This window comes from Nakamurella leprariae, from assembly GCF_016918035.1.
Taxonomy (GTDB): domain Bacteria; phylum Actinomycetota; class Actinomycetes; order Mycobacteriales; family Nakamurellaceae; genus Nakamurella; species Nakamurella leprariae.
In genome coordinates, this window is the sequence record NZ_JAERWK010000005.1 from 84,379 (window position 1) to 103,142 (window position 18,764).

Here is an 18,764-nt window from a genome sequence, read left to right on the forward strand (position 1 = left end):
CGCCGGCCGACCGGTTACTTGCCGGCCTTGCGGCGGGCCACCCGGGTCTTGCGCAGCAGCTTGCGGTGCTTCTTCTTGGCCATCCGCTTGCGCCGCTTCTTGATGACAGAACCCATGGACAACCTCTTGACGATCGTGCCGCGCAGAGCGGACGGCGATGACGGGCACGGTGCGTCACCGGCCCCTGGACCAGCCACAGCACGGCCGGAACGGCGCCTGCGGACCGCAACATCCTAGCCGCCGCGGGCGAGGGCGCGCCCCGGTCGCAGCGGCCGGACCATGCGGGCCTGACGTCGCGGCGCGGTCAGCCCGCGTCGTGGAACGCCGATTGCAGGTACGCGTGCACGGCCCGCTCGGGCACCCGGTAGGAGCGTTTGACGCGCAGGGCCGGCAGCTCCCCGGCGTGGACCATCCGGTAGACGGTCATCGGCGAGACGCGCATCAGCCGGGCCACCTCGGAGACGGTGAGGAACTTCAGCGTGGCCAGGTCCGGTTCCTCCGCCGAGCGCCGTGGCGGGCCGGGTTCTGCCCGGGTGGTCGCGCTCCGGCCGGTGGTGTCCGGTCCCGGTCCGTTCCGGTCGGTGGACGCCGACCGCCCCCGGGTCGGCTGAGCACCCGGCACGGGGGTCGACGCGGCGGTCGACCCAGCGGTCGACGGAGCCGTCGACGGCTGCTCCGGCCAGCTGTCCCCGCCCGGATCTGTCGATCCGTGCATGGAATGCCTCTTCCGCGCACGGTCCGCGCCGCGGGCTTCCCCTCCCGCAGCTCGACGGCCGTGCTCGGTCCGAACTCTATCCTCCCTGGTCGGCGGGCGACGATGCCCGGATCGGGCGGCTCCCGGCGCCGACCCGGCGGACCGGTGCGCGGGGCGCAGGCCGGCGCGGACCGGTCAGCCGGCCGTCGGTCCGTCGATCCGGTGCGCCCGGCCCAGGTCGCGGGAGCGCAGCGCGGCCGCCTCGATGGCGGTCAGCAACGCGGCCCGCACCCGGTGGTTCTCCAGCTCGCGGATGGCGGCGATGGTGGTGCCGCCGGGCGAGGTCACCGCCTCCCGCAGCGCGACCGGGTGGTCGCCGGTCTCCCGCAGCATGGCTGCCGCGCCCACCGCCGACTGGATGATCAGTTCGGTCGACACCCCGCGGGGCAGGCCGAGCAGGATACCGGCGTCGATCATCGCCTCGACCAGGAAGAAGAAGTAGGCCGGGCCTGACCCGGACAGGGCGGTCGCGGCGTCCTGCTGGCCCTCCGGCACCCGCAGCACCCGACCGACCGACCGCAGCAGTTCCTCGGTCAGCTCCAGGTGCTCAGGCTGCGCGTGCGAGCCGCCGGACACCACGCTCATCGCCTCACCGACGACCATCGGGGTGTTCGGCATCACCCGGACCACCGGGACCCCGGCGGGCAGCCGCGCCTCGTACAGCGCCGTCGGCAGCCCGGCGGCCAGCGAGACGACCAGCGTCGACGGAGCCAGCACCGGCGCCAGCGAGTCCAGCAGCGGCTCGATGTCCTGCGGCTTCACCGCGACGACGACGACGTCCGCCGCGGCAGCCGCGGCAGCCGCGTCCAGGGCCCGCACGCCGTGGCGCTGCGCCAGCTCCTGCGCCCGCTCGGGCGACCGGCGGCTCACGATCAGGTCGGCCGGGTCGCGGCCCGCACTGATCAGGCCGGACAGCAGCGCCTCGCCGATCTTGCCGGCACCGAGGATGGCGATCGTGGTCATGCCGGTCAGCGTCCCACGAGCCGACCGCCCGACCGAATCGGTTGTCGCACAGCCGATCTCGGTGGCAGTCTCGCCGCCGGACCCGGGCTCGGCGGCGGTCAGGACGGGCGGCGCACCAGGAGCGCGGTGGCCAGCGCCGCGCGACCCTCGCCGCGACCGGTCAGCCCCAGCCCGTCCGTCGTGGTGCCCGCCACCGAGACCGGCGCGCCGAGCGCCGCACCGAGCACCTGCTCGGCCTCGGCCCGGCGGGGCGACAGCCGGGGTGTGTTCGCGACGACCTGGACGGACGCGTTCAGCACCCGGAACCCAACGGCCTCCACCCGGCGCCGGACCTCGGCGAGCAGCCGGACCCCGGCCGCGCCGTGCCACTGCGGATCGTCGGTGCCGAACACCGCGCCCAGGTCGCCGAGCCCGGCCGCTCCCAGCACCGCGTCACACACCGCGTGGGCGGCGACGTCACCGTCGGAGTGGCCGGCGCACCCGTCGACCCCGTCGAAGAACAGTCCGGCGAGGTGGCACGGCCGTCCGACCTGCACGGGATGCACGTCCGTCCCGGTGCCCACCCGCAGATCGGGTGCGGAGTCGCCCTGGGCCATCCGCTGCGCCTCCGCCAGGTCCGCCGGTGTGGTGATCTTGAAGGCGGCCCGGTCGCCGGGCACCACATGCACCGGCAGCCCCAGCGCCTCGACCAGCCCGGCATCGTCCGTCACGGAGCCGGCCCCCGGGCCGATCCCCAGGCCCGCGGCCCCGACCAGCCCGTGGGCCCGGGTGAGCACGTCCGGCCTGAAGCCCTGCGGAGTCTGCACGAGCCGCAGCGACGAACGATCGACCACGCCGACGACCGTGCCGTCGGCCGTGACACTGCGCACGGTGTCGGCCACCGGCAGCACCGGGACGACCGCCGGGTGGCCGGCCCGGACCGCGGCCACCACACGCTGGACGACCTCGGGCGGGGTGAACGGACGGGCTGCGTCGTGCACCAGCACCACGTCCGGGACCGGCAGGGCGGATCCGGCATGGTCAGCGGCCTGGTCAGCGGCATGCACCGCGACGCGGGCTGCGGCGGCCACGGAGGCCACCCGGTCGTCCCCGCCGACGACCAGGACGGCCGGCCCCTCGGCGCCGAGCCACTCGGCCAGGTCCTCGCGAGCCCGGTCGAGCATGTCCGCCGCGACCGCCACCACGACCCGGTCCACGCCGGCGTCGAGCAACCCCCGCACACTGCGCTGCAGCAGACTGCTCGATCCGACGCGGACGAACGCCTTGGGCTCGGCCCGGCCGAGCCGGATCCCCAACCCGGCCGCCGGCACCAGGGCCACGACCGTCATCGGCACATCCCGCGGGTGGTCATCACCGGCGGCGCCGTCCACGGATCCACGACAGCGGACCGCCGTCGCGGATCAGGAGGCCAGGACCTCGTTGAGGATGGTCTCGGCCTTGTCCTCGTTGGTGCCCTCGGCCAGGGCCAGCTCCGAGACCAGGATCTGCCGCGCCTTGGCCAGCATCCGCTTCTCGCCGGCGGACAGCCCGCGCTCCTTGTCGCGACGCCACAGGTCGCGGACGACCTCGGCGACCTTGTTCACGTCACCGGAGGCCAGCTTCTCCAGGTTCGCCTTGTAGCGGCGGGACCAGTTGGTCGGCTCCTCGGTGTGCGGCGCCCGGAGCACCTCGAACACGCGATCCAGACCCGTGCGGTCGACGACGTCACGGACGCCCACGATCTCGGCGTTGTCCGCCGGGACCTTGACAGTCAGGTCCCCCTGCGCGACCTTCAGCACCAGGTACAGCTTCTCGACGCCTTTCACCACCCGGGTCTCGGTCGCTTGGATGAGCGCCGCCCCGTGGTGGGGATACACAACCGTTTCGCCGACCTTGAAGACCATGTAGTCAAGCCCCTTTCGCTCCCATCATGCTATCACGTCCTTCGAACCTTCCTCGGGTCGTTCCCGCAGGTCAGACGGGCCGCGGGGGGCTGCGTCGGGCTTGACAAGCCTGTGGTGGCCGTGCATTCCGGCAACCCGGACAGCCGCTCCGAGAATGTTCCGGGCGCCTCCCGGGACGACCGCACGCCGGGGCTCGCGGCCGACCACCGAGCCGGACCGGGGACCACAGCCGCCCTGGCGCCTCGCGGTCGCGACCGCGGTCCGGGCGGCACCGGCGGGTGGCGGACCGGGCGCGCCCGGCGCGACCCGGGTCGGACGGCCGACTAGGCTGGTGCACGAGATCGGCCCCGGGCCGTCGGTACGCTCCCGCCGCGCTGTCGCTCACCGACAGCGGCCGTGCGGGCGCCGTGCCACCGACCGCGCCGACCAGCACCGACCAGAGGGGATCCGCCGTGTCCAGCACCGCCCGCCGTCCGCGCCGCGTGCTCATGTCCGTGGCAGCCGCCGTGGTGGGCGTCGTGGGCCTCTCCGGCTGCGCCGCCGGCATGGTCTCGCAGACCGCTCAGCAGGTGGCCGCCATCGACGGCGCCAACGGGCAGTCCGGCGCCATCGGCATCCTCAACGTGCTGCTGGTCACGACCGAGCGGGACGCCTACCCGGCCGGCTCCGACGTCGAGCTCGACTTCTGGGTCTCGAACGAGAGCCTGGAGGACGACACCCTGGTCTCGGTGTCCTCCCCGCTGGCCGAGTCCGGTGGCATCACCGGCCAGGCCCGTGTCACCGCCCAGTCGCTGACCGACATGGCCACCGTCACCAGCCCCCGGGTCACGTTGGAAGGCCTCACCGAGGACCTCACCTACGGCGAGACGGTCCCGGTCACCTTCACCTTCGAGGCCGCCGGCGACATCACGGTCAACGTGCCGATCGCCGTCCCGGCCCAGCGCTCCACGGACCGGCCGACGGTCAACATCCTGCCGCCGCACGGCACCCCCATCTGGGAAGAGGGCCACGGCGAGGAGGGCGACCACGCCGAGGGCGGCACCGAGTCGACCGGCGAGGCCAGCGGTCACTGACCGATCAGGGTCAGCCGGGTCCGGCCGGCTGATCGGAGGTCCGCTGCCCGCCCGGGCGGCGCTGCCGAGCGGCTGACGGTCGTTGTCGGTGCCTGGTCGTAGGTTCGAACCGTGACCAGCCACCAGTCTCCGTCCTCGTCCCGTACGGCCGGCCGGACGCCGCCGTCCCGTTCGACCGGCGGACGGGCGGGCAAGGCGGACCGCACCCCGTTCCGCTGCACCGAGTGCGGCTTCAACGCGGCCAAGTGGCTCGGTCGCTGCCCGGAGTGCCAGGCCTGGGGCACCCTCGCCGAGACCGCAGCCGGGCCGGCGCCGCTGCGGCGACTGACCCCGGCGATGGTGACCACACCCGCCGTTCCGATCGCCGAGGTCCCGGCCGGCGCGGTCCGGGCCCGACCCAGCGGTCTGACCGAACTGGACCGCGTCCTCGGCGGCGGCCTGGTCCCCGGCGGGGTGGTGCTGCTCGCCGGCGAACCCGGCGTCGGCAAGTCCACGCTGCTGCTGTCCGCGGCCCACGCCTGGGCCGCCGGCGGGCAGGGCCGGGTGCTCATCGTCAGCGGCGAGGAGTCGGCCGCACAGATCCGGATGCGGGCCGACCGCATGCAGTCGCTGCACCCCGAGCTGTACCTGGCCGCGGAGTCCGACCTCGGCGCGGTGCTGGGCCAGATCGAGGCGGTGCGACCGGCCCTGGTCGTGCTCGACTCGGTGCAGACCATCGCGTCCGGCGAGATCGAGGGCAGTGCCGGCGGCGTGGCCCAGGTCCGGGCGGTGGCAGCCGCGCTCACCGCGGCGGCCAAGGAACACCACTTCGCCTGCGTGTTGATCGGCCACGTCACCAAGGACGGGGCCATCGCGGGCCCGCGGGTGCTCGAGCACCTGGTCGACGTGGTGCTGCAGTTCGAGGGCGACCGGCACTCCAGCCTCCGGCTCATCCGCGGGGTGAAGAACCGCTTCGGCCCCAGCGATGAGGTCGGTTGCTTCCAGATGGTGGCCGACGGCATCGTCGGGTTGGCCGACCCATCCGGGGTGTTCCTGTCCGGCCGTCGCGATCCGGTGCCCGGCACCTGCGCCACGGTGGCCATGCAGGGCCGCCGGCCGCTCCCCGTGGAGATCCAGGCCTTGGTGGCCGACGCCGGCGGCGAGCACGGTCGGCGCACCGCCTCGGGTCTCGACGCGGCCCGGATGACCATGGTGATGGCGGTGCTGCAGCGTTGGGGCGGGGTGGCGCTGGCCAACCGCGAGGTGCTGGCGGCCACCGTCGGCGGTGTCCGGGTGACCGAGCCCGGAGTCGACCTGGCCCTGGCCATGGCGCTGTGGTCGTCGGCCCGCGACATCGCGCTGCCGCCCGGCCTCGTGGTGCTGGGTGAGCTGGGGTTGTCGGCCGAGGTCCGGCCGCCGCCGGCCCTGTCGCGGCGGCTGGTGGAGGCCCGCCGGCTGGGTTTCGACCACGCCATCGTGCCGGCCGGTGGGGAGGCCGGGACAGCGCCGCAGGGCCTGCGGGTGGACCGGGTGACCGACCTGGGGCAGGCGTTCCGCAGCCTGGGCAACGACGACGGGGTGGTGCACTGGCTGCAGCAGCGGCGGTGAGTCCGGATCATCCGGCGCGATCCGGCGCGATCCGGCAACGCCGGGCGCCGTCCGGACATGATCAGGTGTGTGCGCGGATGAACCGGTCCGGTTGCCGGGCGTCCCTAGAATGGCTGACCGGGCCGGATCCGGCTCATCCGCTCGAACCGGCTCGGGAGGCTGTGTGGTGACCGACGGGGCTGACGTCGCGGCCCATCGCGATGTCCTGGCCCGGGTCGCCCCCGGCACCCAGCTGCGCGACGGCCTGGAACGGATCCTGCGCGGCCGCACCGGTGCGCTGATCGTCCTGGGGTTCGACCGCACGGTCGAGGCGCTGTGCGACGGCGGCTTCCGGCTGGACGTGGAGTTCTCCCCCACCCGGCTGCGGGAGCTGTCCAAGATGGACGGCGCGGTCGTGCTGAACGACGACGCCACGCGGATCCTGCGGGCCAACGTGCAGTTGATGCCGGACTCGACCATCCCGACCATGGAGTCCGGCACCCGGCACCGCACCGCGGAGCGCACGGCGGCCCAGACCGGCCGACCGGTGATCTCGGTGAGCCACTCCATGTCGATCATCAGCCTGTACTTCGGCGGTCGTCGGCACCTGGTGGTGGATCCGCCGACCATCCTGTCCCGGGCCAACCAGGCGCTGGCCACGCTGCAGCGCTACCGGGCCCGGCTGGACGAGGTGGCCCGGGCGCTGTCCGCGCTGGAGATCGAGGACTTCGCCACCCTGCGCGACGCCATGACGGTGCTGCAGCGGCTGTTGATGGTCGCCCGCATCGCCGACGAGCTGACCGGCAGCGTGGTCGAGCTGGGCACCGACGGACGCCTGCTCGAGCTCCAGCTCGAGGAGCTGCTCAGTGGGACGCCCGGGATGCGCGAGTCCCTCATCCGCGACTACCTGCCGGCCGACGTCGAGGCGCCGTCGGTCGAGCAGGCCGCCGCCGCGCTCGACCAGCTGGGCGACGCCGACCTGCTCGATCTCGGGGTGATCGCCCGGACGCTCGGGTACCCCACCGGCGCCGACCTGGACGCGCCCGCCGCGACCCGCGGGTACCGGCTGCTGGCCGGCATCCCCCGGCTGCCGGCCGCCATCCTGGACCGGCTCATCCAGCACTTCGGCAACCTGCAGGGTCTGCTGGCCGCGACGGCCGCCGACCTGCAGGCCGTCGACGGCGTCGGTGACACCCGTGCCCGGGGCGTCCGGGAAGGGCTCTCCCGACTCGCCGAGTCCTCGATCCTGGACCGGTACGGCACCTCGCTCTGACGAGCCGACTGCCGAGGGCTCAGCCGACGGTGAAGCCGGCCGGGGTGCCGGCCAGCCCGCCGATCGCCGCGACCACGCTGTAGGCGCCCGGCCCGACCACCACCCGGTCCCCGGTGCAGCCCGGCGTCGAGGTGGTGCCCGACCAGCGGACCGAGAACTGGGCCGACGCACCCGGCGCGAGCTCCCGGACGTCGGTGCCGGTCCCCGGGAAGCAGTCCGCGGTCGACCAGACGTGCCCGCCGTTCGCGTCCAGCACCGTGTACACCTGCAGCGGACCGGACAGGTCACGAACGCAGGCCTGTCCTCCGGTGTTGGTGACGGTCATGCCGAGCACCGGCTGCGAGCCCGGCGCCCACTGCGGCTGAGCCGAGGAGGCGACCACCGACAGCATCGCGTCCGCGCACAGCAATCGTCCCTGCTCGTCGTACGACGGGGCCGGCGGCTCGGGCGCCGGCGCGGCCGTCGGCTGGTCGGCGGGCGGCGGCTCCGGGGTCGGCGCGGCGGCCGGGTCGGAGGTCGGCTGGCCCGCGTCCGACGCAGCGGGCTCGGCCGGCGCCGCGGGGTCCGTGGTGGCGGCCGGGTCTGTCACGGTCGTGGTGTCGGCGGCCGGCGGGGCGCTGGTCTCGGTGGTGGACGGCGCCGCCTCCGACCCGGTCGTGGACGGCGTCTCGGTCGTCGACGGAGTCGTCGGGGGGGTCGGGGTCGTCGGCGTCGGGGTGGTCGGGGGGGTGGCCAGCACGCCGGTCAGGCTGGGTCGCGACGAGGTGCTCCCGGCCACCGCGGCACTACCGGGGTCGGACGATCCGGAGGACCGGGCGGCGCTGCGGTTGATCAGGAACCAGACCACACCGATGAGGACGATCACGGCGGCGGCCACCACGAGCAGCCGCCGCATCCAGTAGGTCCTCGACGACTCAGGGCCCACGGGGTGCATCACGCCCAAAGGGTAATGTCGCGCGCGGCCGTGACCGGGGTGCAACGCCGTGCCCGACGGCCACGCGCCCGAGGAGGAGTCGCCGATGACCGCGATCGAGGAGTTGCTGCGCCGCAACGAGGCCCTGGCCATGCAGCATCCGTACTGGATCGGACCGCGCCCGAAGCTCAAGGTCGCCGTGGTCATGTGCATGGACGCCCGGATCGACGCGCACGCCGCCTTCCGCCTGCAGCCCGGTGAGGCGCACCTGATGCGCAACGCCGGTGGCGTGGTCACCGACGACATCGTCCGTTCGCTGGCGATCTCCCAGCACGCCCTGGGCACCGAGGAGATCATGGTCATCCACCACACCGACTGTGGTCTGGCCACGCTGCAGGAGGACGACTTCCGCGCCAAGCTGGCCACCTTCGCGGGCTACCGCCCGACGTGGGCGGTGCAGGCGTTCAAGGACCCGCACGACTCGGTCGCCGAGTCGCTGCGCCGCATCACCGACTCGCCCTTCCTGTTGCACCGGGACCGTGTCCGGGGCTTCGTCTTCGACGTGCAGTCGGGCCTCCTCGAGGAGGTCTCTGCGGGCGAGCACCACGCCCCGCCGGCCCCCGAGGCGGAGCCGGAGCAGCCGCAGGCCGTGCCGCCGGCCGATCCCGACGGTGCCGGTCACTGAGTCGGACCATCCGTCGGACGACGGCGGTGCTCCCGGTGCCGGAGCCGGACCGGGAGCACTGCCGGCCGACCGACTGATCGCCTTCTACACCGACCACCGGCGGGACCTGCCCTGGCGCGAGCCCGGGACCACACCGTGGGGCGTGCTGGTCTCCGAGGTGATGCTGCAGCAGACCCAGGTCGCCCGGGTGGTTCCTGCGTACCGACAGTGGATCGAGCGCTGGCCGACCCCGCCCGACCTCGCCGCGGAGCCCTCGGGCGAGGCCGTCCGGGCCTGGGGCCGGCTCGGCTACCCACGTCGGGCGCTGCGGCTGCACGCCGCGGCCACGGCCATCACCGACCGGCACCACGGCCGGGTGCCGGACACGGTCGACGAACTGCTCACCCTGCCCGGGGTCGGCGAGTACACCGCGCGGGCGGTCGCCGCGTTCGGCTACCGCCGCCGGGCGCCCGTCGTGGACACCAACGTGCTGCGGGTGCTGTCCCGGGCCACCCGGGGTGTCGACACCCGCGCCTCCGCGACGGCCACCGACCGCCGCGATCTGGACCGGTGGCTGCCCCAGGACCCGGACACCGCCGCCACGTTCTCGATCGCGGTCATGGAACTGGGTGCGCTGCTCTGCACCACCGGCGAGCCGGGCTGCTCCCAGTGCCCGATCTCCGACGACTGCGCGTGGCGGGCCGCCGGGTACCCGGCGGCCGCCGCGGTCCGCCGGCAGGGCGCCTGGGCGGGCTCGGACCGGCAGGTGCGCGGGCGGATCATGGCCGCGCTGCGGGACGCCCCCGCCGCCGTGGCCGAGGGCGAGCTGGCCGCGGTGTGGCCGGACGTCCAGCAGTGGCGGCGGTGCCTGGACTCGCTGCTGGCCGACGGGCTGGCCGTCCGGGTCGACGTGGGCTGGATCGGCCTGCCCGGCTGAGTCCCGGGGGCCACGGCACTCGCTCACGTCCCGGAGGCCGACCGAGCCCGAGTGCTCCCCCGACACGCGGAACGGCCCGCCCCGCGACAGCGGGACGGGCCGTTCTCAGCGAGCGATCGGGCGTCAGGCGTCCTTCTCGAGGTTGATCGGGCTGTCGGCGTCGATGGCCAACGCCGCCCCGACCGTCTCGGGCACCAGGCTGGGCTTGGGCTCGCCGCGGAAGGTGAACTCCCGCTCCTTGCCCTCGCCCTGCACGTCGACCAGGACGATCTGCCCGGGCTGGATCTCCTCGAACAGGATCTTCTCGGACAGTTTGTCCTCGATCTCCCGCTGGATGGTCCGGCGCAGCGGCCGGGCACCCAACACCGGGTCGAAGCCGCGCTCGCCGAGTAGCGTCTTGGCCGCGTCGGTGACCTCCAGCGCCATGTCCTTGTTCTTCAGGGCCGTCTCGACGCGCTTGAGCATGAGATCGACCATCTGGTTGATCTCGACCGTGGTGAGCTGGTGGAACACCACGGTGTCGTCGATGCGGTTGAGGAACTCGGGCCGGAAGTGGCGCTTGAGTTCGTCGTTGACCTTGGCCTTCATCCGCTCGTAGTCCGAGGACGCCGAGCCCTGGGAGAACCCGATGCCGACGGCCTTGGAGATGTCCGAGGTGCCGAGGTTCGAGGTGAAGACGATGACGGTGTTCTTGAAGTCCACCGTCCGGCCCTGACCGTCGGTCAGCCGCCCGTCCTCCAGCACCTGCAGCAGCGTGTTGTAGATGTCCGGGTGCGCCTTCTCGATCTCGTCGAACAGCACCACCGAGAACGGCTTGCGCCGCACCTTCTCGGTCAGCTGGCCGCCCTCCTCGTAGCCCACGTACCCGGGAGGGGCACCGAAGAGCCGCGAGGCGGTGTAGCGATCGTGGAACTCGCCCATGTCGACCTGGATGAGCGCGTCCTCGTCCCCGAAGAGGAACTCGGCCAGCGCCTTGGTCAGTTCGGTCTTCCCGACGCCGGATGGGCCGGCGAAGATGAACGACCCCGCCGGGCGCTTCGGGTCCTTGAGGCCGGCCCGGGTGCGCCGGATGGCCTGCGAGACCGCCTTGACCGCCTGCTCCTGGCCGATGATGCGCTTGTGCAGCGCGTCCTCCATGCGCAGCAGCCGGGTGGTCTCGGCCTCGGTCAGCTTCACGACCGGGATGCCGGTCCAGTTGCCCAGGACCTCGGCGATCTGCTCGTCGTCGACCTCGCTGACGACGTCCAGGTCACCGTCCTTCCACGCCTTCTCCCGCTCGGCCTTGCGGGCGAGCAGCTGCTTCTCCTTGTCCCGCAGGGACGCGGCCTTCTCGAAGTCCTGCGCGTCGATCGCGGACTCCTTCTCGCGCCGCACCTCGGCGAGCTTGTCCTCGAACTCGCGCAGGTCCGGCGGCGCGGTCATCCGGCGGATGCGCATCCGGGCGCCGGCCTCGTCGATCAGGTCGATCGCCTTGTCCGGCAGGTACCGGTCGCTGATGTACCGGTCGGCCAGGGTGGCCGCCGCGACCAACGCGTCGTCGGTGATGGTGATGCGGTGGTGCGCCTCGTACCGGTCGCGCAGCCCCTTGAGGATCTCGATGGTGTGGGCCACCGACGGCTCGCCGACCTGGATCGGCTGGAAGCGCCGCTCCAGGGCCGCGTCCTTCTCGACGTACTTGCGGTACTCGTCGAGGGTGGTCGCACCGATGGTCTGCAGTTCACCGCGGGCCAGCATCGGCTTGAGGATGGACGCGGCGTCGATCGCGCCCTCGGCGGCACCCGCACCCACCAGGGTGTGGATCTCGTCGATGAACATGATGATGTCGCCGCGGGTGCGGATCTCCTTGAGCACCTTCTTGAGGCGCTCCTCGAAGTCACCGCGGTAGCGGGAGCCGGCGACCAGCGAGCCCAGGTCCAGCGTGTAGAGGTGCTTGTCCTTGAGGGTCTGCGGGACGTCGCCGCGGATGATCGCCTGGGCGAGGCCCTCGACGACCGCGGTCTTGCCGACGCCGGGCTCGCCGATCAGCACCGGGTTGTTCTTGGTGCGGCGGGACAGCACCTGCATGACCCGCTCGATCTCCTTCTCGCGCCCGATGACCGGGTCGAGCTTGCCCTCGCGGGCGGACTGAGTCAGGTTGCGACCGAACTGGTCGAGCACCAGCGACGTCGACGGAGTGCCCTCGGACCGGCCACCCTCGGCCGCCGCGGTCTCCTTGCCCTGGTACCCCGAGAGCAGCTGCAGCACCTGCTGGCGCACCCGGTTGAGGTCGGCCCCCAGCTTGACCAGGACCTGCGCGGCGACGCCCTCGCCCTCGCGGATCAGGCCCAGCAGGATGTGCTCGGTGCCGATGTAGTTGTGCCCCAGCTGGAGCGCCTCGCGGAGGCTGAGCTCCAGCACCTTCTTGGCCCGGGGGGTGAACGGGATGTGCCCGGACGGCGACTGCTGACCCTGGCCGATGATCTCCTCGACCTGGGCACGGACACCCTCGAGTGCGATGCCGAGCGACTCCAGGGCCTTGGCTGCGACGCCCTCGCCCTCGTGGATCAGCCCGAGCAGGATGTGCTCGGTGCCGATGTAGTTGTGGTTGAGCATCCGGGCCTCTTCCTGGGCCAGGACGACAACGCGACGAGCTCGGTCGGTGAACCGTTCGAACATGTGCACTCCTCACAGGCGTGCGCGGCAGCAAGACGACTCCGGCGGATCCGCGGGACCCCGGCGTGCCGGTGTCCCGCGAGTCCGTGTGACTGCCCGCGGAGTTCCCCGGCCGACCGCCGTCGACACCCGACCGGACACTGCAGCGGTTCGATCCACTGTAGACGCCGGGTGCTGGCGACGACCGGTTCCGCGACCGGTCACGACGGCACTGCGCACGGTGCCGTCGATGCTGTCCAACGCTGCCTGAGCGCTCCTCGTTCCGCCACGACCGCGGCTACGCCGAGGGCGAACATCCCCCGGATGCGTCCCCATCAGGGGTCGCCACGCCCGACCCGGACCGGCCCCGGCGGACGCGGAACGGACGGCCACCCGCTGTCCCGGGTGACCGTCCGTTCCGCGAGCGATGCCCGCGGGCGCTGCTCGGGCCGGGCGGGCGGCGGGACCTCGTCCCGCTGCCGCCACGCCCGGGTCAGTGCGCGGCTTCGAACGCCTCGATGACGGCGGCCGACAGCCGACCCCGCTCGGACACCTCGTAGCCGTTGGCCCGGGCCCACTCGCGCACCGCGGAGGTCTGTTCGCGGTCCGGTGCGGTCCGGGACGCGGGCCGGCTGGACCGCGAGCGCTTGGCCACCGCGCTGCGGCGGCTGCCGTCGACGCGACGGGCGTGCGCGACGTAGAGACTCAACTGATCGCGCAGCTTCTGTGCGTTCTTCTCACTCAGATCGATCTCGTACGCCGCACCGTCAAGACCGAACGAGAACGTCTCGTCCGCTTCGCTCCCGTCGATGTCGTCGACGAGCGTGACGGTGGTCAACGTGGCCATCAGTTCCCCTCCTGGTTGCGGACGTCCGTCAGGCGATTTCCCGGCGCCTACTGGGCGCGGCTCGTCGACTGAGAAACACCGTTGGATTGACGACCCGATCCTAACGCCGCGCAATTGGGAATCGACGCACCCACCATGAGCAAGTCCCCGATCGCCGACAACGGCCCGGTGCCGTCGGGTGACTCGAGACACGATCGGGTCGGCCTGTCTGTGATTTCCCGGTGAACGGCACCGGAGAACGATCAGTCCTGGGCGCGGACGAACGGAAAGAGAATGGTCTCGCGAATACCCAGGCCGGTCATCGCCATGAGCAGTCGGTCGATGCCCATGCCCATGCCACCGGCCGGCGGCATGCCGTACTCCATCGCCCGCAGGAAGTCCTCGTCGAGCACCATCGCCTCGTCGTCGCCCAGGCCGGCCAGCCGCGCCTGGTCCACGAAGCGTCGGCGCTGCACCACCGGGTCGACGAGCTCCGAATAACCGGTCGCGGTCTCGACGCCGCGGATGTACAGGTCCCACTTCTCTGCCAGGCCGGGCGCCGTACGGTGATCACGCGTCAGCGGCGAGGTCTCGGCCGGGTAGTCACGGACGAAGGTGGGTTCGACCAGCGTGTGCACCACGAGCTCGTCGAACAGTTCCTCGACCAGCCGGCCCGGGCCGTGGTGCGGCGCGACCGCCACACCGTGCCGCTCGGCCAGGTCGACCAGTTCGGCTCGCGGGGTCTCCACGGTGATCTCCCGGCCCACCGCCTCGGACACCACGTCGTACAGGCCGATCCAGCGCCACAGCCCACCCAGGTCGAACTCGCTGCCGTCGGCGTGCACCGCCGTCGTCGAACCGAAGACCTCGGTGGTCGCCCGTTGGATGAGATCACGCGTCAGATCGGCGATCCCGTGATAATCCGAGTACGCCTCGTAGGCCTCCAGCATCGCGAACTCCGGCGAATGCGACGAATCGACACCCTCGTTCCGGAAGTTCCGATTGATCTCGAACACCCGGTCCACCCCGCCGACCAGGACCCGCTTGAGGTACAGCTCGGGTGCGATGCGCAGGTACAGCGGCATGTCGAGCGCATTCATGTGCGTGACGAACGGTCGTGCCGCGGCCCCGCCGTGCAGCACCTGCAACATCGGCGTCTCGACCTCGAGGAAATCACGTTCGTGCAGCGTGGACCGCAGCGAACGATTCACCGCGGCGCGCACCTGCACCGTCCGGCGGGCCTGTTCGCGGACGATCAGATCGACGTACCGCTGGCGGACCCGGTTCTCCTCGGACAATTCCTTGTGCGCGACCGGCAGCGGTCGCAGCGCCTTCGCCGCGATCCGCCACTCGTCGGCCAGGACGGAGAGTTCCCCCCGCTTGGAGGTGATCACCCGTCCGTGGACGAAGAGATGATCGCCGAGATCGACGTCGGCCTTGAACGCACTGAGCTGTTCCTCGCCGACCGAGGCCAACGAGACCATCACCTGCAGCTGGGTGCCCGCATCACCGGCACCACCCTCGCGGAGGGTCGCGAAACACAGCTTGCCGGAATTGCGCTGGAACACCACCCGGCCGGTGATGCCGACCAGGTCGTCGGTCTGGGTGTCCGGCGGCAGGTCCGGGTACCGCTCGCGCAGCTGGGCCAACGTGGTGGTGCGCGCCACCGTCACCGGGTACGGCTCGACACCCGCATCCAGCAGCCGCTGCCGCTTGGCCCGGCGCACCTGTACCTGTTCCGGCAGCTCACTGTCCACGGGCCGCCAGCCTAGTGCGCCGGATCGCCGGGCCCGTCCGGGCGGGGCCCCGACGATCCGGGGACGGCGATCTGGGGACGGCGCGGTCCGACACGCACCGCCGATCGCCGACCGGCGGCAGAATGCGGGCATGGGTGGGGTGGGAGTGGACGCGGCGGACGACGATCGCACACCGGCCGGGGCGGCCACGGGGGTGCCCCGGCCCAACTACGGGGACCGCTCGGACCCGGGCCACGCCGCCCGGGCGAGCGCGTTCGCGCTGGCCGCCGGCGAGTACGCCCGCTTCCGGCCGGGCTATCCGGCCGAGGTGATCGCCGTCGCGGTGCCGGACGACGCCGCCTCGGTCCTGGACCTGGCCGCGGGCACCGGCAAGCTGACCGGGGCCGTGGTCGCTCACCTGGTCGGCTCCCGACCCGACCGGGGGGCGGGGGTCCGGGTGGTCGCGGTGGATCCGCTGCCGGAGATGCTGGCCGAGCTGCGCCGGGCGGTGGTCGCGCCGGTCTCGGGTCCCGTGGTCGAGGTGCTCACCGGGTCGGCCGAGCACATCCCGTTGCCCACTGTCGTCGCTGACGGTGTCGCCGACACTGCTGCCGACCCGGCCGGGGTGGACGTGGTGCTGGTCGCGCAGGCGTTCCATTGGTTCGACGCGCCGGCCGCCCTGGCCGAGGCAGCCCGGATCAGCGCCCGGGACGGTCGGCTGGTGTTGCTGTGGAACCTGGAGGACCGTCGGGACGCCCTGGTCGACGACGTGACCCGGCTGTTGGACACGGCCGGACGGCCCGCCGACGCGGATCTGACCGAACCGGACGGGACCCCTCGCCCGCCGTACGCGGACGCCCCCGACTGGACCGACCCCGACCTGACCGTCGTGGAGTGGGTGGATCACCTCACCGCCGGCGAGCTCATTGCCCGGACCCAGACCTACTCGTACCTGATCCGCGCCGAACCGGACGTCCGGGACCGGTTCCTGGTCGAGCTCCGGGACCTGCTGGACCGGGCCGTGCCTGGCAGCGGGCCGTTGGTCGACCGTCCCGTCGAGGTACCGATGCGGACGCTGCTCTGGTCGGCCCGGCGCCGGGGCAGGTCCCGGTGAGCGGCCCGGTCGACGCGCCCACCGTCCTGGGCCGCGCGGCGTGGCAGGCGGCGGCGCGCGCCCATCGGGACCGGGCCGAGGCGCTCACCGCCGGGCACCGCCGCCGCCGTTCGCGCGGCGAACGTCACGCCGTCGAGGACTTCCTCTTCGAGTACTACTCACTCCGCCCGGGGCATCTGGCCCGCTGGCACGCAGGCCTGGGCGTCGCGCTGCAGGATGCTGCGGAGCTGGCCGGTCGCCGGTTCCACTGCGCGGTCGACCCGGACGGGGTGCCGGCGGCGACGGTGGATCCGGTGGCCTTCGCCGCGGTCCGCGGCGAACTGCTGCGCATGCTGGCCGTGCTGCTGGACCGGACCGGACGGGTGCCCGGATCGTTCGGCTGCTTCGGCTGGCACGAGTGGGCCATGGTCTACAGCGGCACTCCGGACAGCACCCCGGCCGTCGCCCCGGACGGCACCGGGGCCCCCGCCGGCACCGCAGCCTGCCGCTGCGGCTCGGTCGCGCCGGCACCGACGCGGTGGTCCGGGCCGCCGACATCCGCTGCTCGCACTACGACGCGTACCGGTTCTTCACCCCGGCGGCCGTCCCGCTGAACCGGCTCCGTCCGACCCCGCAGGGTCGGGTGGGCCTGGAACAGCCGGGCTGCCTGCACGTCTCGATGGACCTGTACCGGTGGGCCTACCAGCTGGGTCCGCTGGTGCCCGGGTCACTGCTGCTGGACTGTTTCGAACTGGCCCGGGACGTGCGGGTGCTGGACATGCGCGCGTCGCCGTACGACCTCACCGAACTGGGACTGGAGCCCGTCGCCGTGGAGACCGCCGCCGGCCGGGCCGAGTACGTGGCCGCCCAGCGGGCGTTCGCGCACCGGGCGGCGCCGTTGCGGACGGCCCTGCTCGACCTGGTCCGCGTCACGCTGGCTGCGGCCGGGCTGCCGGTGCTGACGGCCGCCGGGACCGGGATCGACCGGCCGTCAGCGACGACGGTCTGAACGGTCCGGCGCCCGCAGGCAGTGCTCGAGGACCAACGCTCCGGCCACCATGATCGCGGCGCCGGCGACGCCGATGATGCCCGTGGTCAGGTCACCGGCGGCGGCGGTGACCCGGCCGGCCTCCGGCACCACGTAGCCGAGCAGTCCGAGCCACAACCCGCCGAGCGCGGCCCCGGCCAGTGAGGTGGCCTTGGCCGCCTGCAACGCGCGTGCCGCGGTGAGGGCCGGGACCGGTGGCCGTCCGCCGCCGACCGAGCCGGCCTCCCCCGCCGGGCGGTCGGTCGGCCCGGGCCGCGACGGATCGGGCGACCGCCACTGCTCGCGGATCCGGCCGCGCAGCGCGAGACCCCACAGCGCCTCGGCCACGCCGAGGACGGCGGGCACCGCACCGGCGAAACGGGGCAGCGGCGGCATGCTGTCGTAACTCAGCCGGACCACCAGGTGGCCGACGACGGCGGCGACGAGGGCCACGGCGATCAGGTCCCGGGTGCGGGTGAACCCGACGCTCGGCTCCGGCGCGCCCGGACCACGACTAGTGGACATGCCCGACCCGGTCGATCGCCGAGGTGTCCAGGCCGTCGAGCAGGTCGGCGATCGCGCCGTGTCCCGGCAGCTCCGCCGTCGGGTCGATCTCCGCCCAGGGCACCAGCACGAACGCCCGCTCCGCGGCCCGCGGATGCGGCAGGGTCAGCTCCGGATCGTCCAGCACCACCTCGTGGCCGTGGTCCTGGACGGCGACGACGTCGACGTCCAGGGTGCGGGGGCCCCACCGGACGGCACGTTCGCGGCCGGCCAGCTGCTCGAGTTCGTGCGCCCGGCGCAGCCAGCCGTGCGCGTCCAGGTGGTCGTCCTCGACCAGCACGACGACGTTCAGGTAGTCGTCCTGCGGTACCGGGCCCCACGGCGGCGTCCGGTACAGCGACGACACCGTCCGCACCTGACGGCCCAGCGCGTGCACGGCGCCGCTCAGCAACCGCCGCGGGTCGCCCTGGTTGGACCCCATGGACAACACGGCCCGGCTCATGCCGTGCCGCCTACCCGGTCCGCGTCCGCGGCCAGCGCGGCCGCCGTGCCGCGGGACCGGACCGACCGACGCACCGTCACGGCGACGTCCGCGAAGGTCAGCGGGATCGGCGCCGACGGCTTGTGCACGGTGACCTCGGCGGCGTGCACCCGGAACCGGGCCATCACGGCGTCGGCGATCTCCGCCGCCACCGTCTCGATCAGGTTCCGTGGGGTGCCGGCGGCGATGCCTGCGGCCAGCTCGGCCAGCTCGCCGTAGTGCACGGTGTCGGTGACGTCGTCCGACGCCGCGGCCGGGCCGGCGTCGTACCAGACGGTCACGTCCAGCACGAACTCCTGCCCGTCCCGCCGTTCGTGGTCGAAGACGCCGTGATGCCCGTACACCCGCAGGCCGGTCAGGTCGATCCGGTCGGCCACCGC

General features: G+C 73.1%; 18 protein-coding genes and 1 pseudogene. 7 read left to right on the top strand and 12 right to left on the bottom strand.

Annotation, left to right across the window (positions count from 1 at the left end; translation table 11 throughout):
• Positions 1 to 14: 14 nt before the first annotated feature.
• The 5 genes from JL106_RS03235 to JL106_RS03255 form a co-directional block, all read right to left on the bottom strand.
• The gene (locus JL106_RS03235) at positions 15 to 116 is read right to left on the bottom strand and encodes a 30S ribosomal protein bS22 (protein WP_015746237.1); all 102 of its coding nucleotides are present in this window, start codon (positions 114 to 116) and stop codon (positions 15 to 17) included.
• A gap of 188 nt (positions 117 to 304) precedes the next feature.
• Positions 305 to 487, bottom strand: a complete 183-nt coding sequence (locus tag JL106_RS22360) for a helix-turn-helix domain-containing protein (RefSeq protein WP_268927970.1) — start codon at positions 485 to 487, stop codon at positions 305 to 307.
• 402 nt (positions 488 to 889) lie between these two features.
• Entirely contained in the window at positions 890 to 1,717 is an 828-nt protein-coding gene (gene proC, locus JL106_RS03245) for a pyrroline-5-carboxylate reductase (RefSeq protein WP_205259247.1), read from the bottom strand.
• A 98-nt stretch (positions 1,718 to 1,815) separates the two neighbouring features.
• Complete coding sequence (gene ispF, locus JL106_RS03250) at positions 1,816 to 3,045, bottom strand: 2-C-methyl-D-erythritol 2,4-cyclodiphosphate synthase (protein ID WP_205259248.1); 1,230 nt, start codon at positions 3,043 to 3,045, stop codon at positions 1,816 to 1,818.
• A gap of 72 nt (positions 3,046 to 3,117) precedes the next feature.
• A complete protein-coding gene (locus JL106_RS03255; protein ID WP_205259249.1) occupies positions 3,118 to 3,600 on the bottom strand; it encodes a CarD family transcriptional regulator in 483 nt (160 codons plus the stop codon).
• Between the two features lie 452 nt (positions 3,601 to 4,052).
• Between JL106_RS03255 and JL106_RS03260 the strand changes: the two genes are divergently transcribed.
• From JL106_RS03260 to disA, 3 genes are all read left to right on the top strand, one after another.
• On the top strand, positions 4,053 to 4,673 hold the full coding sequence (locus JL106_RS03260; RefSeq protein WP_205259250.1) for a copper chaperone PCu(A)C: 621 nt from the start codon (positions 4,053 to 4,055) through the stop codon (positions 4,671 to 4,673).
• A 111-nt stretch (positions 4,674 to 4,784) separates the two neighbouring features.
• Positions 4,785 to 6,260, top strand: a complete 1,476-nt coding sequence (gene radA, locus JL106_RS03265) for a DNA repair protein RadA (RefSeq protein WP_205259251.1) — start codon at positions 4,785 to 4,787, stop codon at positions 6,258 to 6,260.
• A gap of 109 nt (positions 6,261 to 6,369) precedes the next feature.
• Positions 6,370 to 7,512, top strand: coding sequence for a DNA integrity scanning diadenylate cyclase DisA (gene disA, locus JL106_RS03270; protein WP_205259252.1), 1,143 nt, complete (start codon positions 6,370 to 6,372; stop codon positions 7,510 to 7,512).
• Between the two features lie 19 nt (positions 7,513 to 7,531).
• Here the strand turns inward: disA and JL106_RS03275 are convergent, their stop codons facing one another.
• Positions 7,532 to 8,449, bottom strand: a complete 918-nt coding sequence (locus JL106_RS03275) for a DUF4232 domain-containing protein (RefSeq protein ID WP_205259253.1) — start codon at positions 8,447 to 8,449, stop codon at positions 7,532 to 7,534.
• An 82-nt stretch (positions 8,450 to 8,531) separates the two neighbouring features.
• Here JL106_RS03275 and JL106_RS03280 point away from each other — a divergent pair, with 82 nt between their 5' ends.
• Positions 8,532 to 9,110 (top strand): beta-class carbonic anhydrase, encoded by a 579-nt coding sequence (locus tag JL106_RS03280; RefSeq protein WP_205259254.1) that lies wholly within the window; start codon positions 8,532 to 8,534, stop codon positions 9,108 to 9,110.
• The gene (locus tag JL106_RS03285; RefSeq protein WP_407940085.1) at positions 9,088 to 10,026 is read left to right on the top strand and encodes an HhH-GPD family protein; all 939 of its coding nucleotides are present in this window, start codon (positions 9,088 to 9,090) and stop codon (positions 10,024 to 10,026) included. Before JL106_RS03280 ends, JL106_RS03285 begins: the two co-directional genes overlap by 23 nt.
• A gap of 123 nt (positions 10,027 to 10,149) precedes the next feature.
• Here the strand turns inward: JL106_RS03285 and JL106_RS03290 are convergent, their stop codons facing one another.
• The 3 genes from JL106_RS03290 to lysS form a co-directional block, all read right to left on the bottom strand.
• Entirely contained in the window at positions 10,150 to 12,681 is a 2,532-nt protein-coding gene (locus JL106_RS03290) for an ATP-dependent Clp protease ATP-binding subunit (protein ID WP_205259255.1), read from the bottom strand.
• A 469-nt stretch (positions 12,682 to 13,150) separates the two neighbouring features.
• A complete protein-coding gene (locus JL106_RS03295) occupies positions 13,151 to 13,504 on the bottom strand; it encodes a histone-like nucleoid-structuring protein Lsr2 (protein ID WP_205259256.1) in 354 nt (117 codons plus the stop codon).
• Positions 13,505 to 13,746: 242 nt separating this feature from the next.
• Entirely contained in the window at positions 13,747 to 15,372 is a 1,626-nt protein-coding gene (gene lysS, locus JL106_RS03300) for a lysine--tRNA ligase (protein WP_205259257.1), read from the bottom strand.
• Between lysS and JL106_RS03305 the strand changes: the two genes are divergently transcribed.
• Both JL106_RS03305 and JL106_RS22365 read left to right on the top strand, forming a co-directional pair.
• The gene (locus JL106_RS03305; protein ID WP_205259258.1) at positions 15,371 to 16,333 is read left to right on the top strand and encodes a class I SAM-dependent methyltransferase; all 963 of its coding nucleotides are present in this window, start codon (positions 15,371 to 15,373) and stop codon (positions 16,331 to 16,333) included. The two genes, lysS and JL106_RS03305, sit on opposite strands and share 2 nt — an antisense overlap.
• Positions 16,330 to 17,321, top strand: a pseudogene (locus JL106_RS22365) (3-methyladenine DNA glycosylase). The gene JL106_RS03305 and the pseudogene JL106_RS22365 overlap by 4 nt, the downstream one beginning before the upstream one ends.
• Here the strand turns inward: JL106_RS22365 and JL106_RS03320 are convergent.
• The 3 genes from JL106_RS03320 to folB are packed head-to-tail and all read right to left on the bottom strand — an operon-like array spanning position 17,304 to position 18,761.
• The gene (locus tag JL106_RS03320) at positions 17,304 to 17,864 is read right to left on the bottom strand and encodes a DUF3180 domain-containing protein (RefSeq protein WP_205259261.1); all 561 of its coding nucleotides are present in this window, start codon (positions 17,862 to 17,864) and stop codon (positions 17,304 to 17,306) included. The pseudogene JL106_RS22365 and the gene JL106_RS03320 sit on opposite strands and share 18 nt — an antisense overlap.
• Positions 17,854 to 18,345: a 2-amino-4-hydroxy-6-hydroxymethyldihydropteridine diphosphokinase gene (gene folK / locus JL106_RS03325; protein ID WP_205259262.1), complete on the bottom strand. Its 492-nt coding sequence runs from the start codon at positions 18,343 to 18,345 to the stop codon at positions 17,854 to 17,856. The genes JL106_RS03320 and folK overlap by 11 nt, the downstream gene beginning before the upstream one ends.
• Positions 18,342 to 18,761, bottom strand: a complete 420-nt coding sequence (gene folB / locus JL106_RS03330; protein WP_205259263.1) for a dihydroneopterin aldolase — start codon at positions 18,759 to 18,761, stop codon at positions 18,342 to 18,344. The genes folK and folB overlap by 4 nt, the downstream gene beginning before the upstream one ends.
• Between the last annotated feature and the right edge of the window lie 3 nt (positions 18,762 to 18,764).